This window comes from Blastococcus sp. SYSU DS0669, assembly GCF_054050895.1.
Window position 1 is genome coordinate 420,951 of sequence record NZ_JBJHAE010000002.1, and the last position, 25,260, is coordinate 446,210.

General features: G+C 76.4%; 25 protein-coding genes. 14 read left to right on the top strand and 11 right to left on the bottom strand.

Features of this window, described 5'->3' with window-relative positions; all coding sequences use genetic code 11:
- Positions 1-2: 2 nt before the first annotated feature.
- The 4 genes from ACI792_RS04595 to sigE all read right to left on the bottom strand — a co-directional run bounded on the left by ACI792_RS04595 (position 3) and on the right by sigE (position 3,142).
- Entirely contained in the window at positions 3-365 is a 363-nt protein-coding gene (locus tag ACI792_RS04595) for a twin-arginine translocase TatA/TatE family subunit (RefSeq protein WP_456580761.1), read from the bottom strand.
- A gap of 61 nt (positions 366-426) precedes the next feature.
- Positions 427-1,956 carry a S1C family serine protease gene (locus tag ACI792_RS04600; protein ID WP_456601530.1) on the bottom strand — a complete coding sequence of 510 codons (1,530 nt, stop codon included), beginning with the start codon at positions 1,954-1,956 and terminating at the stop codon, positions 427-429.
- Between the two features lie 32 nt (positions 1,957-1,988).
- Positions 1,989-2,558 carry a zf-HC2 domain-containing protein gene (locus ACI792_RS04605; RefSeq protein WP_456601531.1) on the bottom strand — a complete coding sequence of 190 codons (570 nt, stop codon included), beginning with the start codon at positions 2,556-2,558 and terminating at the stop codon, positions 1,989-1,991.
- Complete coding sequence (gene sigE / locus ACI792_RS04610) at positions 2,555-3,142, bottom strand: RNA polymerase sigma factor SigE (protein ID WP_456580764.1); 588 nt, start codon at positions 3,140-3,142, stop codon at positions 2,555-2,557. The genes ACI792_RS04605 and sigE overlap by 4 nt, the downstream gene beginning before the upstream one ends.
- Before the next feature lie 196 nt (positions 3,143-3,338).
- On the opposite strand from sigE, the gene ACI792_RS04615 reads away from it, so the two are divergent.
- A complete protein-coding gene (locus ACI792_RS04615; protein WP_456601532.1) occupies positions 3,339-3,998 on the top strand; it encodes an O-methyltransferase in 660 nt (219 codons plus the stop codon).
- A gap of 3 nt (positions 3,999-4,001) precedes the next feature.
- Here ACI792_RS04615 and ACI792_RS04620 read toward each other — a convergent pair whose 3' ends face one another.
- Together ACI792_RS04620 and glgC are read right to left on the bottom strand one after the other, a co-directional pair.
- Positions 4,002-4,460, bottom strand: a complete 459-nt coding sequence (locus ACI792_RS04620) for an SRPBCC family protein (RefSeq protein WP_456601533.1) — start codon at positions 4,458-4,460, stop codon at positions 4,002-4,004.
- 4 nt (positions 4,461-4,464) lie between these two features.
- Positions 4,465-5,685 (bottom strand): glucose-1-phosphate adenylyltransferase, encoded by a 1,221-nt coding sequence (glgC, locus tag ACI792_RS04625; protein ID WP_456580767.1) that lies wholly within the window; start codon positions 5,683-5,685, stop codon positions 4,465-4,467.
- Between the two features lie 236 nt (positions 5,686-5,921).
- Here glgC and glgA point away from each other — a divergent pair, with 236 nt between their 5' ends.
- The 8 genes from glgA to ACI792_RS04665 all read left to right on the top strand — a co-directional run bounded on the left by glgA (position 5,922) and on the right by ACI792_RS04665 (position 14,110).
- Positions 5,922-7,112 carry a glycogen synthase gene (glgA, locus tag ACI792_RS04630; RefSeq protein WP_456601534.1) on the top strand — a complete coding sequence of 397 codons (1,191 nt, stop codon included), beginning with the start codon at positions 5,922-5,924 and terminating at the stop codon, positions 7,110-7,112.
- 424 nt (positions 7,113-7,536) lie between these two features.
- Positions 7,537-7,947 (top strand): response regulator, encoded by a 411-nt coding sequence (locus ACI792_RS04635; RefSeq protein ID WP_456601535.1) that lies wholly within the window; start codon positions 7,537-7,539, stop codon positions 7,945-7,947.
- A gap of 218 nt (positions 7,948-8,165) precedes the next feature.
- The gene (locus ACI792_RS04640; protein ID WP_456580770.1) at positions 8,166-8,840 is read left to right on the top strand and encodes a response regulator; all 675 of its coding nucleotides are present in this window, start codon (positions 8,166-8,168) and stop codon (positions 8,838-8,840) included.
- Positions 8,841-8,849: 9 nt separating this feature from the next.
- Positions 8,850-10,184 (top strand): sensor histidine kinase, encoded by a 1,335-nt coding sequence (locus ACI792_RS04645; RefSeq protein WP_456601536.1) that lies wholly within the window; start codon positions 8,850-8,852, stop codon positions 10,182-10,184.
- A gap of 287 nt (positions 10,185-10,471) precedes the next feature.
- Entirely contained in the window at positions 10,472-10,963 is a 492-nt protein-coding gene (gene lepB / locus ACI792_RS04650) for a signal peptidase I (protein WP_456601537.1), read from the top strand.
- Positions 10,964-11,221: 258 nt separating this feature from the next.
- Positions 11,222-12,199, top strand: coding sequence for an ABC transporter substrate-binding protein (locus tag ACI792_RS04655; protein ID WP_456601538.1), 978 nt, complete (start codon positions 11,222-11,224; stop codon positions 12,197-12,199).
- Between the two features lie 13 nt (positions 12,200-12,212).
- Positions 12,213-13,310 carry a FecCD family ABC transporter permease gene (locus ACI792_RS04660; RefSeq protein ID WP_456580774.1) on the top strand — a complete coding sequence of 366 codons (1,098 nt, stop codon included), beginning with the start codon at positions 12,213-12,215 and terminating at the stop codon, positions 13,308-13,310.
- The gene (locus tag ACI792_RS04665; RefSeq protein ID WP_456601539.1) at positions 13,307-14,110 is read left to right on the top strand and encodes an ABC transporter ATP-binding protein; all 804 of its coding nucleotides are present in this window, start codon (positions 13,307-13,309) and stop codon (positions 14,108-14,110) included. The genes ACI792_RS04660 and ACI792_RS04665 overlap by 4 nt, the downstream gene beginning before the upstream one ends.
- A 74-nt stretch (positions 14,111-14,184) precedes the next feature.
- Here ACI792_RS04665 and ACI792_RS04670 read toward each other — a convergent pair whose 3' ends face one another.
- Positions 14,185-15,030 (bottom strand): 5-oxoprolinase subunit C family protein, encoded by an 846-nt coding sequence (locus ACI792_RS04670; RefSeq protein ID WP_456601540.1) that lies wholly within the window; start codon positions 15,028-15,030, stop codon positions 14,185-14,187.
- Entirely contained in the window at positions 15,031-15,660 is a 630-nt protein-coding gene (locus tag ACI792_RS04675; RefSeq protein WP_456601541.1) for a 5-oxoprolinase subunit B family protein, read from the bottom strand.
- Positions 15,661-15,739: 79 nt separating this feature from the next.
- Between ACI792_RS04675 and ACI792_RS04680 the strand changes: the two genes are divergently transcribed.
- Together ACI792_RS04680 and ACI792_RS04685 are read left to right on the top strand one after the other, a co-directional pair.
- Entirely contained in the window at positions 15,740-16,945 is a 1,206-nt protein-coding gene (locus ACI792_RS04680; RefSeq protein WP_456601542.1) for a PP2C family protein-serine/threonine phosphatase, read from the top strand.
- 151 nt (positions 16,946-17,096) lie between these two features.
- A complete protein-coding gene (locus tag ACI792_RS04685) occupies positions 17,097-17,825 on the top strand; it encodes an ANTAR domain-containing protein (protein WP_456601543.1) in 729 nt (242 codons plus the stop codon).
- A gap of 4 nt (positions 17,826-17,829) precedes the next feature.
- On the opposite strand, the gene ACI792_RS04690 is transcribed toward ACI792_RS04685, so the two are convergent.
- Complete coding sequence (locus tag ACI792_RS04690; protein ID WP_456601544.1) at positions 17,830-18,606, bottom strand: LamB/YcsF family protein; 777 nt, start codon at positions 18,604-18,606, stop codon at positions 17,830-17,832.
- A gap of 52 nt (positions 18,607-18,658) precedes the next feature.
- Here ACI792_RS04690 and ACI792_RS04695 point away from each other — a divergent pair, with 52 nt between their 5' ends.
- The 3 genes from ACI792_RS04695 to ACI792_RS04705 all read left to right on the top strand — a co-directional run bounded on the left by ACI792_RS04695 (position 18,659) and on the right by ACI792_RS04705 (position 23,114).
- Entirely contained in the window at positions 18,659-19,777 is a 1,119-nt protein-coding gene (locus ACI792_RS04695; RefSeq protein ID WP_456601545.1) for a spore photoproduct lyase family protein, read from the top strand.
- Between the two features lie 135 nt (positions 19,778-19,912).
- On the top strand, positions 19,913-21,574 hold the full coding sequence (locus tag ACI792_RS04700; protein WP_456601546.1) for a SpoIIE family protein phosphatase: 1,662 nt from the start codon (positions 19,913-19,915) through the stop codon (positions 21,572-21,574).
- Positions 21,575-21,611: 37 nt separating this feature from the next.
- Entirely contained in the window at positions 21,612-23,114 is a 1,503-nt protein-coding gene (locus ACI792_RS04705; protein ID WP_456601547.1) for a phytoene desaturase family protein, read from the top strand.
- Between the two features lie 10 nt (positions 23,115-23,124).
- Here the strand turns inward: ACI792_RS04705 and ACI792_RS04710 are convergent, their stop codons facing one another.
- Together ACI792_RS04710 and ACI792_RS04715 are read right to left on the bottom strand one after the other, a co-directional pair.
- Positions 23,125-23,979 (bottom strand): SAM-dependent methyltransferase, encoded by an 855-nt coding sequence (locus ACI792_RS04710; protein WP_456601555.1) that lies wholly within the window; start codon positions 23,977-23,979, stop codon positions 23,125-23,127.
- 189 nt (positions 23,980-24,168) lie between these two features.
- Positions 24,169-25,110: a hypothetical protein gene (locus tag ACI792_RS04715; protein WP_456601548.1), complete on the bottom strand. Its 942-nt coding sequence runs from the start codon at positions 25,108-25,110 to the stop codon at positions 24,169-24,171.
- Between the last annotated feature and the right edge of the window lie 150 nt (positions 25,111-25,260).

The window sequence follows — 25,260 nt, forward strand, 5'->3', positions numbered from 1 at the left end:
GACTACGTCGCGTCGACGTCGAAGGGCGGGGGGACGCTGCGGTCGCGGGCCTGGGCGGCGACCACCGTCGCGGCCGTCGCGCCGCCCGCCCTGGCCGCGGAGACCGGCGGCTCGTCGTCGCCGAGCAGCTGTTCGCGGATGAAGGTGCGCGGGTGGTACTTGCGCAGGTCCAGGTCGCGGAGGCCCTCGAAGTCCTCACCCAGGGAGTCGTTGACCTGCGCGCGGACGCCGGTGATGGCACCGCGCATGCGCTTGAGCCCGGCCGCCGCTTCCTTCGCGAGGTCGGGGAGCCGCTCGGGCCCGAAGATGAAGAGCGCCGCGAGCGCCAGGACCAGGATCTCGCCCCAGCCGATCGAGTCGAACACCGCGCTCCCCGCTCCTCCGGCCGCCAGCGCTGACGGTGGTCAGCGTAGCCGCCCCGCCGGCCTACGCGGCCCCGAGCGTCACCTCGACCGTGCGCGAGCTGCCGCCCCGGACGAGCTCGACCGCGACGACGTCGCCGGGCTGCCGGGCGTCGACGGCGACGGAGAGCTCCTCGGAGCTGCCGACCCTCGTGTCGTCGACGGCGATGATCACGTCCTCCTCGCGGATCCCCGCCTGGGCCGCCGGGCTGCCCGGCTCGACGTTGACCACGAGGGCGCCGTCGCGGGTGCCGTCGGTGACCGAGCGGGCGTTGACGCCGAGCGTGGCGTGCACGGCCGAGCCGGTCGCGATGAGCTGCTCGACGATCCGCTTCATGGTGTCCACCGGGATGGCGAAGCCCAGGCCGATGGACCCGCCCGCCCCGGTGGAGGCGATCGCCGTGTTGATGCCGACGAGCGCGCCCTCGGCGTCCACCAGTGCCCCGCCGGAGTTGCCCGGGTTGATCGGCGCGTCGGTCTGCACGGCGCTGATGACGGCGTTGGTGTCGGTGCCCTCGCCGGAGAGCCGGACCGGGCGGTCGAGCGCGCTGACGATCCCGCTGGTGACCGTGCCGGCGAGCCCCAGCGGCGAGCCGATGGCCACGACCGGGTCGCCGACGATGACGTCGGCCGACCGGCCGAGGGTCGCCGTCACCAGGCCGGGCTTCTCCACCTTGATGACGGCGAGGTCGCTCGCCGGGTCGCGTCCGACGATGCGCGCGGCCGAGCCGCTGCCGTCGGAGAAGACCGCCCGGATCTCGGCGCCCTCGATGCCGTCGGCGCCGGAGATGACGTGGTTGTTCGTGACGATGTAACCGTTCTCGCCGTCGATGACGACCCCGGAACCGGTGGCACCGGCCTGACCGACGCGCACCTCGATGGAGACGACGGCCGGGATCACCGCCTCGGCGATGTCGGAGACCGGGCTCTGCTCGCCGGTGCGGCCGGGGTCGACCTGCGCCAGCGTCGTGCCGGGGGTGAACAGCGGCGTCTCGTCGGCGGTCCGCGTCAGGTACCAGCCGACCCCGCCGCCGAGGATCCCGACGAGCAGCAGTCCCAGCACGGCGAGCGTGGTGAGCCGCACCGAGAGGTCGCGCAGCCGCACCTTGCGGCGGCCCTGCGGGTCGATGACGACCGGGCCCGGCTGGTTCTCCTCGTCGTCGTAGACGGCGGGGGCGCCGAGGCCCGCCGGGGACGACGGGTCGCGCCACGGGTCCTCGCGCGCGTCGGCCTTCCACCACGGCCCGGTGGCGGTGCGCCGTCGACCCGGGCGCCCGCCGGGGGGTTCCTGCAGCCCTCCGCGGCCCGGTGCGGGCGGACCGAAGGCGCGCAGCAGCGCCTCGGGCGGCGGGGGTGGGACGGGGCGCGGCGCCGGCGGCGGGCGGTCGCCGGCGAAGCTGCCCGCCACCCGCTCGGGCCGCCCGAAGGCGCCCGCCTGCGCGGCGGTCGGCCGGGGAGCGTCCACGGCGCGGGGTTCCAGCCGGGGCGCCGTCGACTCGTCGAAGGCCCCCGACTGACCGTCGGGGCGCGCGTACGCGCCGGCGTCGCCGGGCACCGGTCCCTCGGACGGGTCGTGGCGGGTGCTGCTCAGGGCGTGCCGCCCGGTGAGCCGAGCCCGCCGGCGTTGCCGACGGTGACGGTCCGGAGCACCGGCGGCGCGACCTCGGTCTGCTGCTCGGGCTGCAAGGGGTCTGCCGCCGGCGCGCGGCCGGGGTCACCGGGAAGGGTGAGCGCCAGCGCGGTCACGCCGGCACCCAGGCCGACCATGGTCCCGGCGACCCCGCGGCGGAACCAGCGGGCACCCGCCGACCCGCGACGGCGCGCACTCTCGGTGAGGTCGAGGGAGAAGGCGCCGGAGCTGCCGGTCACCGTCAGCTCCCCGGCCGAGGCGCTCATGGCCCCGGGACCGGAGCCGGCGCCCGGCACCTCGGCGGTGAAGGGGATCGCGCAGAGCCGGGACATGAGGTCACCGGGCATCGCGACGTCGGCCGAGCCGTGCAGGGCGTCCTTGGCCTCGCGCTGCGCGGTCACGGCCATGCGGCAGCTGGCGCAGCCGGCGAGGTGCCGGGCCGCCCGCGCCGCCGGCCCGGCGCCGAGCTCGCCGTCGACCAGCGCGGCGATCGCCTCCTGGGCCAGGTGGCTCTCCGGGATGCTCACGCCCCCACCTCCCCCGGGACACCGGCACGGCGCGGGGCGAGGTGGGCCAGGGCCTCGCGCAGCTGCACCCGGCCCCGGTGGATGCGGCTGCGCACGGTGCCGAGCTTGATGCCCAGCGTGGCGGCGATCTCCTCGTAGGTGAGGCCCTCGATGTCGCAGAGGACCACGGCCACCCGGAACTCCGGGGAGAGCGCGTCGAGGGCCGCCTGGACCTGCGGGTCGAGGTGGGTGTCGGCGTAGACCTGCTCGGGGCTCGGCGCCCGGCCGGGCAGCCGCTCGGTGTCGTCGGGCAGCGCGTCGAACCGGATCCGCTGGCGGCGGCGGACCATGTCGAGGAAGAGGTTCGTGGTGATGCGGTGCAGCCAGCCCTCGAACGTGCCCGGCGAGTAGTCGGCCAGCGAGCGGAACACCCGCACGAACGTCTCCTGGGTCAGGTCCTCGGCGTCCTGCGGGTTCCCCGACAGGCGGTAGGCCAGCCGGTACACGCGCGCGGAGTGGTCACGGACGACCTGCTCCCAGCTGGGCGCCACCCAGCCCTCGTGCTCCGCCGCGGCGGCGGGCTCGGGAGCGGTGGACTCGGGCACGCCACCAGGATCGCAGACAGGACCGCCGGCGACCTCCGCGGCGTCGGCGGGGCGGGACACGGATCGCATCAGGCGCACGTCCTGATCAACGGACGGCGGGCTCACCTGTGTTCCCGCGCACCGCGACTCCCAGGAGACGCACAGGTCCGCCCGCGCACACGGCCCGGCGGCCCCCGGCCACTACCCTCGGCCGGTGATGAGCGCCGATCAGCCGCCACCCCCGGGCGGCACCGACCAGGGCGCCGCCTACGCCGACCGCTTCGCCACCGAGTCGCCCGAGATGCAGGCCGCCCGGAGGCGCGCGCAGTTCCTCTCGGGCCCCGCCCCGGTGGAGCCGCCCGTGGGCGCCACCCTGGCCGTGCTGGCCGCCACCAGCGGCGCCCGTTCGGTGGTCTCGATCGGCAGCGGCGGCGGGCTGGCCGCGCTGTGGCTGCTGCGCGGGATGCGGCCCGACGGCGTGCTCACCGCGCTCGACGGCGACCCCGAGCAGCTGCGCGCCGCCCGCACCGCCCTGGCCGAGGCCCGGGTGCCGGCCAGCCGGGCGCGGCTGATCTTCGGCACCCCCGGCGAGGTCCTCCCCCGGCTCTCCCCCGGCGGCTACGACATGGTCTGCTGCGCCGGCCCGCCCCGGGAGTACGCCGAGCACCTCCCGGCCCTGCTCGCCCTGGTGCGGGTGGGCGGCAACCTGACCTGCCACGGGCTGCTCGAGGGCGGCAGGGTCGCCGACCGCACCGCCCGGGACCCGCAGTCGGTGGCCTGGCGGGAGATCGCGCGGACCATCCGCGACGACGAGACCCTGCTGCCCGCCGTCCTCCCGATCGGCTCCGGCCTCCTGGTGGCGACGAAGCGCGCCTGACCGCTACGACCGCTCGAGCAGCTCGCGCAGGCGGGCGAGGTCGGCGCGGTTGGCCCGCCGGATCGCGGCGGCCAGGAACGGGGAGGCGAGGGCGGGGAAGCCTTCCGGGCGCCCGCGGTTGCGCAGCGTCATCCGGGTGCGGTCCCGGGCGAGCTCGTCCCAGGTGTAGGTGGTCTCCATGGGGAACGGCCCCTGGGTCGTGCGCATCACCAGCCGCTCGCCGGGCACGAGCTCGGCCACCTCGTAGGTGTAGGCCAGCCGCCGGCGGAGGAACCGGGCCACGAAGTCCACGCGCGACCCGACGGCGACCGGCGGAGCGGTCCGCCACTCGACCGAGCCGATCGTGCGGTACCACTCCGGCGCGCGACCGGGGTCGCCTGCGAACTCGGCGACCTCGGCCCGGGGGCGGTGGATCACCGTCTCGGTGACGACGTCGACGTCCCGCGCCATCAGGCCCGCCATCCCCTCAGACGTAGGCGCGGATGCCCTTGCCGACGACGGTGATCCCGCCGGCGCTCACGTGGTAGCGCTCGCGGTCGAGCTCGTGGTCCAGGCCGATCCGCGCGCCGGGCGGCACGACCACGTTCTTGTCCAGGATCGCCCGACGGACCTGCGCGCCCTCGCCGATGTAGGCGCCGTCCATGACGACGCTGTCCTCGACCCGCGCGCCCCGCTCCACGCGGACCCCCGGGGAGATCACCGAGTTGCGCACCGAGCCACCGCCGATGATGGCGCCGGCGCTGACCATCGACTCCTCGGCCCGGCCACCGAGCACGAACTTCGCCGGCGGGCGCTGCGGCGGCAGGGTGTAGATCGGCCAGCGGTCGTTGTAGAGGTTGAAGACCGGCGAGACCGACACCAGGTCCATGTGCGCGTCGTAGTAGGAGTCGATCGTCCCGACATCACGCCAGTAACCCTGGTCCCGCTCGGTGGCACCGGGCACGACGTTGGTGGAGAAGTCGTAGACCCACGCCTCCCCGGCCTCGGCGAGCATGGGCATGATCGAGCCACCCATGTCGTGCACCGAGTCGGCGTCCTCCGCGTCGGCGCGCAGGGCCTCCAGCAGGGCGTCGGTGGTGAAGACGTAGTTGCCCATGGAGGCGAAGCTCTCCTCGGGCGAGTCGGGGAGCCCCGGCGGGTCGGCCGGCTTCTCCAGGAAGCCCCGCACCTTCCCCTCGGCGTCGGAGTCGATGACGCCGAACTCCGTCGCCTCCCGCCGCGGCACCCGCAGCCCGGCGATGGTGACGCCCGCCCCCGTCTGCAAGTGCTGGTCGACCATCTGGGCCGGGTCCATCCGGTACACGTGGTCGGCCCCGAAGACGACGACGACGTCGGGGCGCTCGTCGTAGATCAGGTTGAGGCTCTGGAAGATCGCGTCGGCGCTGCCGGTGTACCAGCGGGGGCCGAGCCGCTGCTGGGCCGGCACCGGGGTCACGTAGTTGCCGAGCAGGCTGGACATGCGCCAGGTCTGGGTGATGTGCCGGTCGAGGCTGTGGCTCTTGTACTGGGTGAGGACGGCGATGTGCCGGATGTCGCCGTTGACCAGGTTGGAGAGCACGAAGTCGACGAGCCGGTAGTTGCCCCCGAAGGGGACGGCCGGCTTCGCGCGGTCCTGGGTCAGCGGAGCCAGCCGCTTTCCCTCACCGCCCGCCAGGACGATGCCGAGAACCCGTGGACCGCCGCGCATGTCCGCAACGTAGCGGCTGGGCCGTCCCCCCGCCGCACGCAACCCCCGCCCCGCGGCCCCGCCGCCCCCGAACGAGTGACCGCCGGCACACAGCGCCCTGACCCGGTGACCCGATGGAACGGCCCCGCTGCAGGGACCCGCCGTGAGCAGGTGACGTGAGGGAACGGCCCCGCTGCAGGGACCCGCCGCGAGCCTGCGAGCGGCGGGGGGCAGCGGGGTCCTTCTAGGGTGACCGCGTGCGCATCGGGATCGTCACGCGAGAGTGGCCGCCGGACGTCTACGGCGGCGCGGGGGTGCACGTCGAGCACCTGGTGGCGGCCCTGCGCGCCGTGCCGGGCCCTGCCGGCGGCGGGGAGGACGTGGAGGTCGACGTCCACTGCTTCGGCGGGGCGCGGCCGGACGCGACCGCCCACGCCGTGCCGCCCGGGCTCTCCGAGGCCAACGGCGCCCTGCAGGCGGTCGGGGTCGACGTCGAGATCGCCGCCGCGCTGGCCGGCGCCGACCTGGTGCACAGCCACACCTGGTACGCGAACACCGCGGGGCTGCTGGCCTCGCTGGTGCACGGCGTGCCGCACGTGGTCACGGCCCACTCGCTGGAGCCGCGCCGGCCGTGGAAGGCCGACCAGCTCGGCGGCGGCTACCGCCTCTCCTCCTGGGCCGAGCGCACCGCCTACCTGGCCGCCGACGCGGTCGTCGCGGTGAGCTCGGGCATGCGCGAGGACGTGCTCGCCGTCTACCCCGAGCTGGACCCGGCACGGGTGCACGTGGTCCGCAACGGCGTGGACGCGCAGGCGTACCGGCCGGTGCACGCGCCGGAGGTCGTCCGCGGGCTGGGGGTGGACCCCGACCGGGCGTACGCGCTCTTCGTCGGCCGGATCACCCGCCAGAAGGGGCTGGTGCACCTGCTCGCCGCGGCCGAGCAGCTGCCCGCCGACGCCGGCCTCGTCCTGTGCGCGGGGGCCGCCGACACCCCGGCCGAGCGGCAGCAGGTCGCCGACGCGGTCGCCGCACTCCAGGCCCGCCGCGACGGTGTGGTGTGGATCGAGGAGATGCTGCCGCGCGAGCAGCTGGTGCCGCTGATCACCGGCGCGACCGTGTTCGTCTGCCCGTCGGTCTACGAGCCGCTCGGCATCGTGAACCTCGAGGCCGCGGCCTGCGGGACCGCCGTCGTGGCCAGCGCCGTGGGCGGCATCCCGGAGGTCGTCGACGACGGCCGCACCGGCCTGCTGGTGCCGTACGACGAGGCCGACCCGACCGGGTTCGCCGCCGGTCTGGCCGCGCGCACCGCCGAGCTGCTGGCCGACCCCGGGCGCGCCGCCGCCATGGGGGCGGCGGGCCGGGAGCGGGTCGTCGCCGAGTTCGGCTGGGCCGCGATCGCCCGTCAGACGGTGGACGTCTACACGGAGGTCCTCGGCGCCCGCCGGTGAGCGCCGGGAGGTGGCGGAGTGAGCGGCCCCTCACATTGGGGGCAGGCACGTCCCCACCCCTCGGCTGTCGACCGGGCCTCGGCGCGCCGAGACTCTGCGCATCGTCCCGCCCCGTCCGGGGGGATCCGGAACCCGTTCGCACAGGAGGACCGCATGCCGCCGCCGCCGAGCCGCTCCCCACCCGGGCAGGAGCCGCTTCGGAGCCAGATCCCGGCTCCGAGGGCACGAGCCCGTCCCGCCGCATCGGGCCAGCGCCCGGGGGCGGCACCACCCCCGTCGACCCCCCGGATGCACCGCGCGCCGTCACTGCGCGGTTGGCGCTCAGCCGGTCGGGGCATCCACACTCCCAGCCGGCTCTTTCCCTCCGCCGCACGGCACCGGAACCCTCGGTGCACCCGGCCGCCACCTCAGGACAGGGGTGCACGTGATCCGCCTGTTGATCGCCGACGACCACACAGGTGTCCGGCTCGCACTCTGCGACCTCTTCGAGTCCACCGCCGACATCGCGGTCGTCGCCGCCTGCTCCGACGGCGACGAGGTCCTGCCGGCCGCCCGCTCCACCCGTCCGCACGTCGCCCTGCTGGACCACGTCATGCCACGGATGACCGGGCTCGAGGCCGCGGCGCAACTGCGCCACGAGTGCCCCGACGTCAGGATCGTGCTGCTGACGGGCACGGTCGTGTCGAGCGTCATGGAGGAGGCCAGGGCGCTCGGTGCCGCCGGCTTCCTCGCCAAGGGTGAGGACTCCGACGCCCTCGCCGACCACATCCGCACGGTCGCCGACGGGGGCAGCGCGTGGCCCGAAGCCGCGGCCTGCGGAGGACGCCCCATCTGACCGGACGCCCGGGGGTTGTCGCCCTCGGGGCGGGAACGCACAGCACCGCGGTGACGACGCAGCGCGAGGGCGCGACGGTGATCAAGATCACCCGATGAGGACCAAGGTCCCGGTACTGGCCGTTGCCGTACCACAACGGCCTGGCCGCCCGCATACTCGCCCGGCAACGGAGGCCCTCACCCGGGGGCCGCGACAGCTGGGAGTCGACCGTGCCGCTCATGACCCTGTCCGACCGTCCGACCCGCGTCGACGCGGCGCGCATCCTGGTGGTGGACGACCACCGGACGTTCGCCGAACTGCTCGCCGGCGCCCTGCGGTCCGCGGGCATGGAGCCAGTCGGCACGGCCACCTCGGCGGCGCAGGCCGTCGCGATGGCCCGGGACCTTCGCCCCGACATCGTGATCATGGACATCGAGATGCCGCGGCAGGACGGGCTGACGGCGACCCGCCAGATCCGCGAGGTGGCTCCCGGCACGATCGTCGCGGTCGTGACCGGGCACTGCGACCCCACCTGGGTGGTCCGGGCGGCCCAGGCCGGCGCCTCGGCCTACATCCCGAAGAACGGCTCCCTGGAAGAGATGATCGACGTCCTCTCCCGGGTCCGGCTCGGGCAGATGATCGTCGCCCCCTCCGCCTTCGCGGGCGGCTCCCCCTCCGCCCCGACCGGGCGCACCGCGCCTCCTCCCGTGCTCACCCGGCGCGAGAAGGAGGTGCTGGACTGCCTGGGCCGCGGCATGCCGGTCAAGGGCATCGCCCGCCTGCTGGGCATCACCGTCGAGACCTGCCGGGGCTACGTGAAGTCCCTGCACACCAAGCTCGGCGTCCGGTCGCAGCTGGAGGCCGTGATCAAGGCCCAAGAGGTCGGCCTGCTGCCGCCCACCCGCGAGCGCTGAACGCGGAGGATGACAGCTGGGGACCCGTACCACCGAGCGTGGTACCGCCGCCGGCCCGCATCGCGGATCGGACGGGAACTGACCTTCTTCTCCGTCGCCGCCGTCCTGGCGCTCGTCGCCGTGTCCTCCGCCACCGTGCTCATCAGCGAGCGCATCGCCCGGTCCAACGCGCTGGAGGAGGTGCAGCGGACCACCACCCGCATCTCCACCCTGGCGCTCGGCCCGCTCGTGCCCGGATACCTCAACGGGTCCGTGGCCAACCGGATCGAGTTCGAGCGGGCCGTCGCCAGCCGCCTCCTGGACCCCTCGATCGAGGCGATCGTCATCTGGGACGACGAGGGCTGGGTCATCTACTCCAGCGAGCGCCAGCTGATCGGTCTGCAGGAACCGCTCAGCGAGGAGCTGCGGGCCGCGCTCGACGGTCGCATCGTCGCCGAGATCGACGAGTCCCCCGACGCGACCTACAACGGGGACGACTCCGGGCCGGTCCTGGAGGTCTACGCCCCCCTGTCGGGGAACGGGGAGAACCTCGTGCTCGAGATCTACTACGACCACACGGTCATCGACCGGCAGGCCGCCCGGCTGCGGGGTCAGATCCTGCCGCTGGCGCTCGGCGGCCTGGTGCTCCTGCAGGCGGTCCAGTTCCCCATCGCGGCCTCCCTCGCCAAGCGCGTCCGGCGGAACGACGCCGAGCGCGCCGCCCTCGCCGATGCCGCCCTCGAGTCGTCCGAGCGCGAGCGGCGGGCCATCGCCGCCGACCTGCACGACGGCCCGGTGCAGGACCTCGCCGGCGTCAGCTACGCCCTCAGCGCGCTGCGCTCCACCGTCCCCGAGGAGCGCCGGGCGATGGTGGACCGGCTGGCGGGCGTGGTGCGCACCGCCGTCGCGTCGCTGCGCCGGGTCATGCTGGACGTCTACCCTCCCGACCTCTCGGCCGAGGGGCTCCCGCGGGCCCTGGACGACCTGGTGCTCCCGCTCAAGGAGCAGGGGGTGTCCGTCGACGTGCGGACCGGGCCACTGCCCCCGCTGGGCCCCCAGCAGACCGCGACCCTGTACCGGACCGCCAAGGAGACGCTCGCCAACGTGGCCCACCACGCGCAGGCGCAGTGCGTCTGGGTGACGCTCGAGGCGGACGACGGCGGGCGCGGCACCGGGGTGCGGCTGGTGGTGGCCGACGACGGCGTCGGCTTCCCGCCGGGATACAGCGGCAGCCCGGAAGGCCACCTGGGGCTGAAGCTGATGGCCGACCGCGTGGCCGCCCTGGGCGGCCGGCTCGAGATGGGCGAGCGCCCGGGCGGCGGGGCGTGCATCACGGTCCGCCTGCCGGTCGAGCACGAGGTCTGACCTGCGCCGCGACCCCCTGGATTGGGGGGAGCCGGACGCCCCGGGCCCGGCTGCCCCGGCTCCCCGCGGCGCGGCACCCTCGCACCGACAGCGCAGACCGCGGCGGCGGAGAGGAGCACCCGAGATGGACGTCCCCGGCCGCGCGCGGTGCGCCTCCCATGAGCCCTCCCTGCCCGGAGCGGGCGCCGCCGGCCGCCGGCGCGGGTGCCGTGGCTGACCGCGGTCCCCGCCCGACCGGACGGCACGCGGCGCCGCGCACCGCGGTCCGTCGTCGGTCCTCCCTGGGGGTGCGCCTGGGTGCCGGAGCCCTGGTCTGCCTGGTCCTCTCCGTCCTCGGCCTGTTCCCGGTGCAGCTGGTGCGGGTCGCCTCGGGCAGCATGGCGCCGACGCTGGACGTCGGGGACCTCGTGCTGGTCCTCCGGTGGCCGGTGTCGGTGGACCGCTGGGACGTCGTGGTGGCCGACCCGGCGGCACCGGGCGCCGCGCCGCTGGTCAAGCGGGTCGTGGCGTTCGGCGGGGAGTCCGTCGCGGTCGAGGACGGTGTCCTCGTCGTGGACGGCGCCGCCGTCTGCGAGCCCTGGAGCGATCCCGCGCGGCTGGACGGCGTCTGGTTCGGGCCGGTCAGCGTCCCGGACGGCTCGGTCTTCCTGCTCGGCGACGAGCGGGAGGGCTCGGTCGACTCGCGGGTCTTCGGCCCGGTCGACGAGGAGCGGCTCCGCGGGGTCGTCCTCGCCACCACGTGGCCCCGTCCACAGGCGCCGACGACCACCCCCTGCTGATCCCCGCCGGCTGCGCTCCCGGGGCGGCCGGGACGGGTCCGCTGGTACCTTTCTGCCCGCCGGCTTCCCCGCCGGCGGTGCAGCGGCAGCGAAGTCCGGTGCGAACCCGGCGCTGTCCCGCAACTGTGAAGGCCCTCCACCGGCCGAGCCAGATCGCCTGCCCTGCGCCGTGCATCCGACCCTCGCGGCAAGGGTCGCGCATCGAGCGTCGGACCAGCTCGGGCGACGACGCTCGCCGCCTCCTCGTGGAGGCCCCCCTTGCCCGGCACATCCCCCCGCGCGGCGCGGACGAGCGCGCCCGCCCCGCGGCGGCTCCGCCCTGCCCTCCTCGGTCTGCTGACCGCTCCGCTGCTGGCCCTGACCGCCTGCGGCGGGTCCCCGGAGACGGCCGCGGACGAGGCGGCACCGTCCTCGGCCGCCGGCGGCTTCCCCGTCACCGTGACCGGCGACAACGGCGAGGTCACGCTCGACGAGCGCCCGGAGGAGATCGTCTCGATGTCGGCCTCCGCCACCGAGATGCTCTTCGCCATCGGCGCCGGCGACCAGGTCCGGGCCGTCGACGACAACTCCACCTACCCCACGGAGGCGCCGACGACCGACCTGTCGGCGTTCACGCCCAACGCCGAGGCCATCGCCGGGTACGAGCCCGACCTCGTGGTGCTCAGCAACGACACCAACGGCATCGTCGACGCCCTCGAGACCCTCGACGTCCCGGTGCTGCTCCTCGAGGCCGCCGAGGACCTCGACGACACCTACGGGCAGATCGAGCTGCTCGGCGAGGCCACCGGCCACCCGGAGGAGGCCGCCGAGGTCGTCGCCGACGTGCGCGACCGCATCCAGGCCGCCGTCGACTCGGTGCCGGCCGATGCCGCCGGGCAGCGGGTGTTCCACGAGCTCGGCCCGGAGCTCTACTCCGCGGACAGCAGCACGTTCATCGGCAGCATCTACAGCATGTTCGGCCTGGAGAACATCGCCGACGGCGCCTCGGACCCCAGCGGCGGCTACCCGCAGCTGTCGGCGGAGTACGTCGTCGACCAGGCGCCGGAGATCATCGTGCTCGCCGACACCAAGTGCTGCGGTCAGAGTGCGGAGACGGTGGCCCAGCGACCGGCTTTCGGCAGCGTCCCGGCGGTGGTCGAGGGCCGGATCGTGGAGGCTGACGACGACGTCGCGTCCCGCTGGGGTCCGCGCGTCGCGGACTTCGCCGAGACCGTCGCCGAGGCTCTGCAGGGCTGAGGACCGCACCGGCATGAGCACCGCAGCCCCTGGCACCCGGACCGGCCGCACCGCGGCCGGTCCGGGTGCCGTGCGGTCGCGGCGCTCGGCGTTCCTGGCCGGGACCGGCGCCGCCGCCGTCCTGGTCGCCGCCGTGCTGGCCGGCATCTGGGTCGGCGCGGTGCCGCTCCCGCCGGGCGCGGTCGTCGCGACGCTGCTCGACCGCGCCCTCGCGCCACTGGGCCTCTCCGTGCCGGGCGCGCTGGAGGGCACCCGCGCGGCGGTGCTGGTCGAGCTCCGGCTGCCGCGCGTGGTGCTCGCCTCGCTCGTCGGTGCCGCGCTCGCCGTCGCCGGCGCCGCTTACCAGGGCGTGTTCCGCAACCCGCTCGCCGATCCCTACCTCCTGGGCGCGGCGGCCGGAGCCGGCCTGGGCGCCACCCTGGTGATCGCCTACGCGCCCGGCCAGCAGGTCGGCCCCGTGGGCGTCGTGCCGCTCGCCGCCTTCGTCGGCGCGCTCGTCGGCGTGGGTTGCGCCCTGGCCCTCGGCCACGCGGCCGGAGGCTCGCACAGCGCGTCGCTGCTGCTCGCCGGCATCGCGGTCGCCGCGTTCCTGGCCGCGGCGCAGACGCTGGTCCAGCAGCAGAACACCGACGACCTGCGGGAGATCTACGGCTGGCTGCTCGGGCACCTGGGCGGTGCCCAGTGGTCCGACGTCGGCCTGGTCCTGCCCTACCTCGGGGTGGCGGTGGGGACCCTGCTGCTGTGCGCCCGGCCCCTGGACGTCCTGGCGGTCGGTGACGACGAGGCGCGCTCGCTCGGGGTGCACCCCGGGCGGCTGCGGCTGCTCGTCGTGGTCGCCGCCTCGCTGGCCACCGCCTCCGCCGTCGCGGTGAGCGGGCTGATCGGCTTCGTCGGGCTGGTCGTGCCGCACATCGTCCGGCGGCTGGTGGGCGGCGCCAACTCCCGGGTGCTCCCGGTCTCCCTGCTCGCGGGCGGGGCGTTCCTGGTGCTCGCCGACCTCCTCGCCCGCACCGTGCTGGCGCCGGCCGAGCTGCCGCTGGGCGTGGTCACCGCGTTCGTCGGCGCCCCGTTCTTCGCCGGCCTGCTGTGGGCGGGGGCGCGACGGCGGTGAGCGGGCAGGCAGCGGCCCCGCCGCCGACCGGCGGCGCGCGGGTGGAGGTGGTGGGGCTGGACGCCGGCTACGGACGGCGCCCGGTGCTCTCCGCCGTCCGGTTCACCGTGGCCGCCGGCGGCTGGCTGGGCATCATCGGCCCCAACGGGTCGGGCAAGTCCACGCTGCTCCGCTCGGTGCTGGGGCTGCACCCCCACGCCGGCCAGGTGCGGATCGACGGCCGGCCCGTCGGCGGCTTGCCGCGCCGCGACCGGGCCCGTCTGCTGGCCTATGCCCCGCAGCTCCCGGTGCTGCCCGAGGGCATCAGCACCCGCGACTACGTCCTGCTCGGGCGCACCCCGCACCGCCCCCTGCTGGCCGCGCCCCGCCGGGTGGACCGGGAGGTCGTCGCCGACGTCATGGGACGGCTCGAGCTCGACGGGCTCGCCGACCGCGCCGTGGTCACCCTCTCCGGCGGCGAGCAGCAGCGCGCCGTCCTCGCGCGGGCATTGGCCCAGCAGCCGCGGGTGCTCCTGCTCGACGAGCCGACCGCCGCCCTCGACCTCGGCCACGCCCAGCAGGTGCTCGACCTGCTCGACCGGTTGCGTCGGCAGGACGGGCTGACCGTGGTGAGCACCCTGCACGACCTCACCCTCGCCGGGCAGTACGCCGACCGGCTCACCCTCCTGGCCGAGGGGCGGGTCGTCGCCGAGGGGCGCCCGGAGGAGGTGCTCACCGAGGCGGTGCTGTCGGAGCACTACGGCGCGCGGGCCCGCATCGTCCCCGGGCCGCACGGCCCGGCCGTCCTCCCCGTGCGGTGACACCGTCGTCCTCCGGACGACACCGCGACCACGCGTCGTCCCCCACCTGCGACGAACCCTCCGGGCCCCGCCCGTCACGCTCGGAAGCGCACGACGTCTCCGGGCCGCAGCTGCGCGGCCACCGGCAGGTCCGCGGTGACGACGACGGCGAGCACCGGGTAGCCACCGGTGACCGGGTGGTCGACCAGGAAGAGCACGGGCGAGCCGTCCGGCGGCACCTGGAGGGCGCCGGGCACCAGCCCCTCGCTGGCGAGCTCGCCGTCGCGGGCCCGCGCCAGCCGGGGGCCGGCCAGCCGCAGGCCCACCCGGTCGCTGGCGGCACCGACCTGCCAGGCGCTCGCGAGCAGGGCCGGCCACGCGGCGTCGTCGAACCAGTCGCGCCGCGGCCCGGGCAGCACCCGCAGCACCGGCCGCTCCGGCGGTGCGCCCACGGGGGCGACGTCCACGACCGGCTCCTCGCCCGCCAGCCCACCGACCGGCAGCCGTGTCCCCGCGGCGAGGACGGCGGGGCCCAGGCCGGACAGCGTGTCCGTGCTGCGCGACCCCAGCACGGGCGGGACGTCGATGCCGCCCCGCACCGCGAGGTAGCTGCGCAGGCCGGCGCGCGGGGTGCCCAGCCCCAGCACGGCGCCGGGCCGCAGCGTCGTGGGCGCCGCGAACGGTGCCGGCCGCCCGTCGACGACGACCGGCACCGGCGCCCCCGTCACCGCCACCAGCACGGTCCGCTCGGCGCGCACCCGCAGCCCGCCGGCCGTGGCCTCCAGCACCGCGGCCGCGGGCTCGTTGCCCACCAGCCGGTTGGCCAGCGCCGCCGCCGCCCGGTCCGCGGCGCCCGAGCGCGGCACCCCGATGGAGGCCCAGCCGGTGCGGCCGGCGTCCTGCACCGTCGTGAACGGGCCGGGCGTGAGCACGGTGAGCACTCAGCCCACCGCCTCGAAGCGGACGGCCGTGCCCGGGGCGAGCAGCGCCGGTGGGTCCCGGTCGACGTCGAAGAGCACCGCGTCGGTGCGCCCGACCAGCTGCCACCCACCGGGCGAGGCCCGCGGGTACACCCCCGCGTACGGACCGGCCAGCGCCACCGACCCCGCCGGCACCCGGGTGCGCGGGGTCGTCCGGCGTGGCACCTGCAGCTCCGCCGGCAGCCCGGTCAGGTACCCGAAGCCGGGGGCGAACCCGCCGAAGGCCACGGTGAGCGCGGCCCCGGTCAGCGCGGTGACGACGTCCTCCTCCGGGCGGCCGGTGAGCCGGGCGACCTCGGCGAGGTCCGGCCCGTCGAACACCACCGGCAGCACCACGGGGGCGCGGGCCGGCCCGCCCTCCGGGGCGGCGGGGACCAGGCTCCGCAGGGCCACCAGGTCGAGGTCGGTCACCGGCCGGTCGAGCAGCACCAGCACGGTGCGCGCGGCGGGCACCAGGTCCACCTGCCCGGCCAGCGGAGCGGCGACCAGCGCGGCGTGCAGGCCCGGCACGTCGGCGGGGTCCGCGGCCTCGACGAGCACCGCCCGGTCGCCGTACGCCGTCGCGCGGACGCACCCCTCGCCACCCGTCATGGCACCATGATCGGTCACCGGGCACCGCCGTCAGGCCCCGGTCGCCGTCATCGCCGGCCGGTGGGATGCTGGGCCGGTCGTGACCTCACCGCCGGACGCCGAGGATCCCCTGCGGTCCCTGCTGCGGTCGTCGCACCACCTCCCCGCCGACCGGCTCGGCACAGTGGTGTCGCGGCACGCGGTGGCCCTGGGCGCCCGCGCCGCCGTCGTCTACCTCGCCGACTACGAGCAGCTGTCCCTGGTTCCCCTCGCCGGTGTCGACGTCCCGCCGCGCGACCGGCTCACCGTCGACGGCTCGGTCGGCGGGCTCGCCTTCCGCCGGGTGGAGGTGACCCGCTCCCCGGGGCACGGCGACAGCGCGGTCCGCCTCTGGCTCCCCCTCCTCGACGGCGCCGAGCGCGTCGGCGTCCTGGAGCTGCCCTTCGACGCCGAGCCCCCTGCGGAGCAGGAGGACGAGCGCCGTGCATTCGCCGCGCTCGTCGCCGAGCTCTGCGTCACGCGCGACGCGTACAGCGACGTCTTCGCGCGGCTGCGCCGAACCCGCCCGATGAGCTTGGCCGCGGAGATCCAGTGGGCGCTCGTCCCGCCGCTGACCTTCGGCACCGAGCGGATCGTCATCTCCGCGGCCCTGGAGCCGTGCTACGACATCGGCGGGGACACCTTCGACTACGCCGTGAACGGTCCCGTCGCCGACCTCATGGTCCTCGACGCCGTGGGCCACGGCCTGCCCGCGGCGCTGCTGGCCACGGTCGCCGTCGGCGCCTACCGGTCGGCCCGCCGGCGCGGCGAGTCCCTCCCCGCGACGTCGGCGGCCATGGACGCCGCGATCGCCGGGCAGTTCCCCGGCAGCCAGTTCGCCACCGCGCTGCTGAGCCGGCTGGACCTGGAGTCCGGCCGGCTGTCCTGGGTCAACGCCGGGCACGGCGTCCCGCTGGTCGTGCGCGACGGGTTGCTCCTTCCCGCGCACCCCTGCCGTCCGGCCCTCCCGCTCGGGCTCCAGCAGGGCCCCCCGCACGCCTGCGAGCTCCAGCTCGCGCCGGGCGACCGGGTGCTCCTGCACACCGACGGGATCACCGAGGCGCGCTCGCCGGTAGGCGACTTCTTCGGCGAGGACCGCCTCGCGGACTTCGTCGTCCGAGCGGAGACGGCGGGCGAGCCCCCGCCGGAGACGCTCCGCCGGCTCATGCGCAGCGTCATGGAGCACCAGGCCGGCCGGCTGCAGGACGACGCCACCATCGTCCTGGTGGAGTGGCGGACCGGACGCGAGGAACAACTGGCGTTGTGACACCCGGGTACCGGCGGCCGGCAGCGGACTCCGCGGGCGCCACGGTGGCCGGGGCACCGGCGGTGCGGGAGACGGCCTGCACGTACCCGCCCGGGACGCCAGAGGACACGTCACAGGATGTGGATCCCGGTGCGCGGGCGGACAATCGGGCGTGACCATCGGGAGCCGGTTCGACGCGGCCCTGGCGCGGCAGTCCGATCCCGGGCTGGCCGGGCCGGAGGGGCTGCCGCTGCGGCTCAGCCGCGCGTGCGCCGAGCTGCTCCACGTCGACGGTGCCGGCCTGAGCGTGGTCGACGGCACCGGTCGCCGGCTCCCCCTGGGCGCCAGCAACCCGGAGGCCTCGAACGCCGAACGCCTGCAGTTCACCGCCGGTGAGGGACCGTGCGCGACGGCCGACAGCACCGGCCAGCCGGTGCTCGCCGTGGAGGAGGAGCTCCGGCGCCGCTGGCCGGTCTTCGCCGACCTCCTGCTCGGCAGCACGCCGTTCCGCGCCGTCGTCGCCCTGCCCCTGGGCCCCGGCCCCGCCGGGGCGGGGGCGCTCGACCTCTACCTCACGCGGTCGGCCGGCGTGGTGGAGCTCGACGTCTTCGAGGCCGTGGCGGTGGGCGAGCTGGTGACCTCGGCGCTCGGCGACGCCGCGGTGTGGTCGACCTGGACCCCGGCGGAGGGGCCGGAGTGGCTGCACGGCCCGGCGCCGCGGCAGCGGGCGGCGGTGTGGGAGGCGGTGGGCAAGCTGAGCATGACCCACGACGTCGACCCGGCCGAGGCGCTGGCCGTGCTCCGCGCCGACGCCTACGCCTCCGGTCGGTCGGTCGACGAGATCGCCGCCGCCCTCCTCTCCGGCCGCCGTCCGATGGAGGAGCTGCGCCCGCGCGACTGACCGTTCAGCCCGCGAACGGCCTCACGGCGAGCCCGGCCGCCTCCAGCGCCGCCCGCACCGAGCGCGCGAGTTCCACCGCTCCCGGGGTGTCCCCGTGCACGCACACCGAGCCCACCTCGACCCGCACCAGGCTGCCGTCGACCGCGACGACGGCGCCCTCGGCGGCCATCCGTACCGCCCGCTCGGCCACCGCCTGCGGGTCGTGCACCAGCGCGCCCGCCGACCCTCGGGGCACGAGGGTGCCCTCGGGGGTGTAGCCCCGGTCGGCGAAGCCCTCCGCGACCGTCGGCAGCCCGGCGGCGGCCGCGCTGCCGAGCAGCACCGAGCCGGGGAGGCCCAGCACGGGCAGCCCCGGGTCGTAGGCCGCGACCGCCTCGACGACGGCACCCGCCTGCACCGCGTGGTGCACCACGGCGTTGTAGAGGGCCCCGTGCGGCTTGACGTAGGAGACCCGGCCGCCGCACGCCCTGGCCACGCCGTCCAGCGCGGCGAGCTGGTACAGGACGTCGGCGGCGAGCTCGTCCGGCGCCACGTCGACGAAGCGCCGGCCGAACCCGGCGAGGTCCCGGTAGGACACCTGCGCCCCGATCGCGACCCCGGCGGCGACGGCGGCGGTGCACACGCGGCGCATCGTGACGGGGTCCCCGGCGTGGAAGCCGCAGGCGACGTTGGCGCTGCTGACGACCTCCAGCAGCGCGTCGTCGTCGCCCAGGCGCCAGACGCCGAACCCCTCGCCCAGGTCGGCGTTGAGGTCGATGCGAGGGGCGCCGGGTGCGGTCACGCGCGCAGTCTCGCACCGGAATGGGGACCGCCCCGCCGGCGCTGCACCCCGTATGGGAGCCGCCGAGCCGCTCACGCTCTTCGACGTCGAGCCGCCGCCGGCACCGATGCCGCCGAACCACCTGCTGCAGGTCCGCCGCGTCTACGCCGAGCCGGCCGCGCTGGACTCCCCCCGCGGCCGGCAGGTGCTGGGCCGCTTCCCCGGTGCGGAGGTCGTCGAGGTGCCCTCGCACTGGCAGATCCCCGACCTGCACGGCAACGCCGGCAACGTCGACCGCTGGGTCCGGGTCAAGACCGAGACGCTGGTGCTCGGCGTCCGCAAGGGCCTGGTCACCCGGCCCAACGGCCGCTCGGCGAACTTCATCGCCCCCGGCACCGCCAACGGCTGCGCGATGGCCTGCGCCTACTGCTACGTGCCCCGGCGCAAGGGCTTCGCCAACCCCATCACCGTCTTCACCAACATCGACCAGATCACGGGGCACCTGCGCCGGCACGTGGCCCGGCAGGGGCCCAAGGCCGAGCCCGACCAGTGCGACCCGGAGAGCTGGGTCTACGACATCGGTGAGAACAGCGACTGCTCGGTCGATGCACTGGTCAGCGACAACGTCGCCGACCTGGTGGCCACCTTCCGCGACCTGCCGACGGCGAAGGCCTCCTTCGCCACCAAGTACGTCAACCGGCAGCTGCTCGACCTCGACCCGCGCGGGCGCACGCGGGTCCGCTTCTCCGTCATGCCCGAGGACGACGCGCGGGTGCTCGACGTGCGCACCAGCCGGGTGGCCGACCGCATCGCGGCCGTCGACGACTTCGTCGCGGCGGGGTACGAGGTGCACCTCAACCTCTCGCCGGTCGTGCTCCGCGCGGGCTGGGAGGAGGCGTGGGGATCCCTGCTCGAGCGCCTGGACGACGAGCTCGGGGCCGCAGCGAAGGCGCAGGCCGCCGCCGAGGTCATCCTGCTCACCCACAACGAGGCCCTGCACGAGGTGAACCTCGGCTGGCACCCCACCGCGGAGCAGCTGCTGTGGCGGCCCGACCTGCAGGAACCGAAGCGCAGCCAGAACGGGCAGGACAACGTGCGCTACCGCGCGGCGGTCAAGCGGGCGGCCGTGGCCCGGCTGCGCGAGCTGGTCGCCCGGCGCGCGCCGTGGCTGGCCATCCGGTATGCCTTCTGACGGCGACATGTCACCGTGTCGACATGGTCACATGTCGACGATCTGTGGCGGCGTGCTCACCATGTGTGTGAAAGGCTTCTGACCGTGGCGGAGCGTGGACGACCCGTCGGGGGTCGTCGTGCTCGAGGAGGAACCATGCCCGGGACAGCCCCGATGCTGCCTGCGGACGCCCTCCTGGCCGCCCTGCCGGACACGGTGATCGTCGCCGACGGCGAGGGACGGATCGCCTACGTGAGCCCGTCGGTCAGCAGCCTGCTGGGGCACGACCCGGCGGCGGTGACCGGCCGCCCGCTGCAGGTCCTCATGCCCGATCGACTGCGCCACGGTCACGCCGAGGGCTTCTCCCGGTACCGGGCGACGGGCGAGGGAAAGCTCGTCGGGGCCACCACGCGGGTGCCTGCCCTGCACGCGGCCGGGCACGAGGTGCCGGTCGACCTGACGCTGTCCCGGCTGACGACGACCGCGGGTCAGGCGGCGGACGCCTTCGTGGTCGCCGTCCTCCGGGACGCCAGCACCACCATCCTGCTGGAGCGGCAGTTCGAGGTCAGCCGCTACCTGGCGGCGACGCTGCGGGTGACGGCCGCGCTGACCGAGGCCCCGGACGCCGACGTCGCCTTCGAGCAGCTGCTGCCGACCCTGTGCACCGAGCTGGACTGGGACGCCGCGCTCTTGTGGGAGGCCGACGTCGAGCACGGGCGGCTGGTCCACGCGGGCACCTGGGCCGCCCCCGGCGCCGCTGTCCCGGCCCTGGCGGCCGACGCGCCCGGCCGGGTCTTCCGGCGCGGCGAGGGCCTGCCCGGGAAGGCCTGGCAGCAGCGGGTCCCGGTGGTCGCCGAGGACCTCGCCACCGACGCCCGCGTGGTCCGCCGGGACGTCGTCCGCGCCGACGGGCTCAGCACCGGCGTCGCCTTCCCGGTGCTCCGCGGCGACACGCTGCTCGCCGTCTGCGAGCTGTTCTCGGCGCAGTCCCGCCCCGTGCCGCCGGAGCTGCTGGAGGTGCTCGGGCACGCCGGCCGGCAGATCGGCCAGTTCCTCGCCCGGCTGCGCGCCGAATCGGTGGTGCGCGAGCTGGCCGACACCCTGCAGCGCAGCCTCCTCCCCTCGCACCTGCCGGCCATCCCGGGCGTGGAGCTGGCGGCCACCTACCGGGCCGGTGGCGAGGCTGCGCTCGTCGGCGGCGACACCTACGACGTCATGCCGTTGCCCGACGGCCGGTGGATGGTTCTCATCGCCGACGTCTGCGGGACGGGCGCGGAGGCCGCCGCGGTCACCGCCATCACCCGGCACACCGCCCGGGCGGCAGCGGCGTCCGGCACCGCCGCCGGGATCCTCGGTGCGGTCAACTCCGCGCTGCTGCACGAGCAGGGCAGCGGGCCGCTGCGGTTCGTCACCGCCTGCTGCCTGCTCCTGGCGCCCTCGGCCGACGGCCACCGGGCCTCGATCAGCGTGGCCGGCCACCCGCTCCCCGTGCTGCGCCGTCCCGACGGCACCGCCTCCTTCGTGGGCACTCCCGGGCGCCCCCTGGGGATCGACGCGGGGGCGGTCCACTCCGAGGAGGTCGTCGACCTCCCGCCGGGCGCGACGCTCGTCCTGTACACCGACGGCGTCACCGAGGCGCGCGACGACCGGGGCGTGCAGTACGGCGAGGAGGCGCTGCTGCGGGTCGTGGCCGGCGCGCCCACCGGTGCGGCGCGGGAGACGGTCGCCGCGGTCTCCGACGCGGTGGAGCGGCAGCTGCTCGGCTCCCGGCACGAGCACGACGACCTCGCCGTCCTGGCGCTCTCCGTCCCACGCTGACCCGGGCCGGCGGCGCCGCGCTGGCTACGGTGGGCCCGTGGCGCGGGTGGTGGTCGTGGGAGCCGGGCTCGGCGGCCTGTCCGCCGCGGCGCGGCTGGCGGCGCTCGGCCACGCGGTCACCCTCGTGGAGCAGGCGGACCACGTCGGCGGCAAGCTCGGCTGGTACGCCCGGGACGGGCACGCCTTCGACACCGGGCCCAGCCTGGTCACCCTGCCGCGGGTGTACCGGGACCTGTTCGCCGCGACCGGTGGCCGGCTCGAGGACGCCGTCGACCTGGTCCGGCTGGACCCCGCGGTGGGCTACCGGTTCGGCGACGGGACCCGGCTGACGCTGCCGGGCCGCGCGGACGCCGTGCCGGCCGCCCTCGACGACGCGCTGGGCGCCGGCGCGGGCGCCCAGTGGGCCGCGCTCATGGAACGCGCGGCCACGATGTGGCGGATCAGCGAGGAGCCGTTCCTGCGCACCCCGCTGGCCGGCGCGACGACGCTGGCGCGGCTGGCCCGGCGTCCGGCGGACGTCGCGGCGATCGCGCCGTGGCAGTCGCTGCGCGGTCTCGGCCGTCGGCACCTGCGCCACCCGCACCTGCGCACCCTGCTGGACCGCTACGCCACGTACTCCGGCTCGGACCCGCGCCGCGCGCCCGCGGTGCTGGCGACCGTGCCGTACGCCGAGCAGGCCTTCGGCTCCTGGTACGTGCGCGGCGGGCTGCACCGGCTCGGGCTCGCGGTGCTGGACCGGGCGGTCGGGCACGGCGCGGTGCTGCGCACCGGCTGCGCGGTCCGCCGGGTCCTCGTCGACGGCGGCCGGGTCGCCGGTGTGGAGCTGGCCGACGGCGAGCGGCTGCCGGCCGACGTCGTCGTCTCGGGGGTCGACGCCGCCGCCCTGCACGCCGACCTGCTCGCGCCGGACCCGCGTACCCGGCGCGTCCGCCGGGATCTGGGCCGGGCGACACCGTCGCTGTCGGGATTCGTGCTGCTCCTGGCGCTGCACGGCCGCACCCCGGGGCTGCACCACCACACCGTGCTCTTCCCGTCCGACTACGACCTGGAGTTCGACGCCGTCTTCGGCACCGGCCGCCACGCGGGCCTCCCGTGCCCGGTGCCCGACCCCACCGTCTACGTCAGCGCGCCCGACGACCCCGCTCTGGTGCCCGACGGCGACAGCGAGTCGTGGTTCGTCCTGGTCAACGCGCCGCGGCACGACCCGGGGCACGCCGTGGACTGGGACGCCCCGGGGCTGGCCGAGGGGTACGCCGACCACGTGCTGGGCGTCCTCGCCCGGCGGGGGCTGGACGTCCGCGACCGGCTGCGCTGGCGCGTGGTCCGCACGCCGGCCGACCTGGCCCGTGCCACCGGCAGCGTCGGCGGGTCGATCTACGGCAGCTCCAGCAACGGCTCGCGCGCCGCGTTCCTGCGCCCGGGCAACGCCTCCCGCGTCCCCGGGCTGTTCCTGGTCGGCGGGTCGGCGCATCCCGGCGGCGGGCTGCCGCTGGTCGGGCTCTCCGCCGAGATCGTCGCCGGGCTCGTCGGCCCGGCCTGAGACCCGGCGGTCAGGACGGCCGGACCGCCGCCACGGCGAGCAGGGGAGCGCCGGGTGCGATCCGCCGCGGCTCCTGCGGTCGCAGGCCGGCCGCGCGCAGCCCGCCCACGAGGTCCTCGGCCGTGGGCAGCGACATGGCCCCTTCCTGAGCCCGCAGCAACAGGTCGAAGTGCCGGCTGAACAGCTGCGGCATCGCCACCGTCGTGACCACCAGCAGCGTGCCCCCCGGGGAGAGCCGCCCGGCCACGTCGGTGAACAGGGCGACGCGCTCCTCCACCGGCAGGTAGTAGACGACGTTCGCCAGCAGCGCGAGGTCGAACGGGCCGTCGTCGGCCAGCCCCCGGACGTCGGCCGGCACGATCCTGGCCCGCGCACCGAGACCGCGCTGCTCGAGCGTGCGCCGGGCGAGCGCCGCCGCACCGGCGTCGGCGTCGACCCCGATCCCCTCGGCCTCGGGAGCCGCGGCCAGCATCGTGGCCAGCTGGAGCCCCGCGCCGCAGCCGACGTCGAGCACCCGCCGCGGCGCGACGGCGGCGACCACCTCCCGCAGGAGGTCGTCGACGAACGGCTCGAAGGCGGCCGAGATCCGCGCGATGACGGTCCCCTGCTCGGCGACGTCCCTCCGCGGGGGCCCGCCGGCCAGGAGCCTCCCGAGCTCGCGGTAGACGTCGGTGTGGAACCCGGCGAACGCCTCGTACGAGGCGCGTACCAGGTCGTCGCCCACCACGGCCTGGCCGCCGGCCGTCAGCGACCAGTGGCCGGCGTCCTGCCGCAGGAGCCCCGCTGCCGCCAGCACCTCCAGGAAGGCGCCCAGCAGCGCCTCGTCGGCCACCCCGAGCCGGCGGGCGAGGTCGGGGGCCGCCACCGCCCCGTCCCCGACCGCGTCGAGGACGCCGGTGGTCAGCCCGGCCGCCCCGAGGTTCAGCCGGATGGCGGCCTGGCCGTCCCGCGTGGCGCGCAGGCGGGCGCGGGCGTTCCCCGTCCGCAGGACCGTCAGCAGGGTCCGTGCACCGAACAGCCGGGTCATCTCGCTCCCATCAACCAGGGCCGGGGGTCAGCCGCGGGCGGCGCCGTAGCCGAGCAGGGCGGCCAGGCCGAGCGCGCTGCGCGGCTGGTACGCCGCCCGCCACAGCCCGCCGTGCGCCGCCTCGTGCGCCTCGTCCTGCCACGGGTGCTCCTGCGCCGGGCCGCCGCCGGTGTGCAGGTCGTGCACCAGCAGCGCGGCCATGAGCACGTTGGAGGTGGCCGGCTCGAAGATCTCGACGCCGAACCGGTGGGCGCCTGCGTAGGCCGCGGCCAGGGCCCGGTTCTTCAGCACCGAGCGGGTCCGCGTGGGCGGGGCGACGTTCATCGACACCGTGCCGCCCTCCGCGCGGGCGGTGGTCGCCCGCCAGCGCTGCAGCCGCTTGGCCAGCGCGTAGTTGGGGCCCTGCTGGGCGACCAGGCTGTCGGCGATGCCGGGGTCGGTGCCGGGCACGTAGGCGCGCTGCAGCAGGCGGCCACCCGAGATGGTCCGCAGCGGGCGGCCCATCAGCTTGGCCGTGCGGGAACGCCGCGCGTAGGCCTCCACCGACTGCGCGACCGCGTCGGCCGGGACGGCGAAGACGTCGGTCGGCGTGGCGAGGAACGCCAGCGCGAGCTCCGGCCGCTCCCCCGCCAGGCGCACGGTCAGCGCGTCGACCGCCGCGGAGACCCGCACGTTCGTGGCACCGTCGGCGTAGACGTAGTTGCCCAGCACCGGCTGCCCGGGCAGCCCGGCGGCCCAGTCGGCGACCGCCGGCACCTCGGCGATCAGATCGGCGCCCGCCCCCGCCGGGTACGGCTCGTCGCCCGGCTCCGGCGTCGGCACCAGCAGGGTGCCGGCGCCCGCGCGGGCGATGTCGAGCACCCGCTCCCACAGCGGCGCGTGGGGCAGGTCCACACCGGCGACGCGGGCCCCCCACCGCAGCAGCGCGGTGAGCGGGCCCATCTCGGCGCCGGCGCCCAGCACCACCACGGTGCGGTCGGGCAGCGCGAGCCACTCGGGGTGGGGGGGGGGGGGGGGGGGGGGGGGGGGGGGGGGGGGGGGGGGGGGCGCGCCGCCCCCGCCCCCCCGCCCCCCCCCCCCCCGACCCCTCCCCGCCCCCCACGCCCCCCCCCCCCCCGC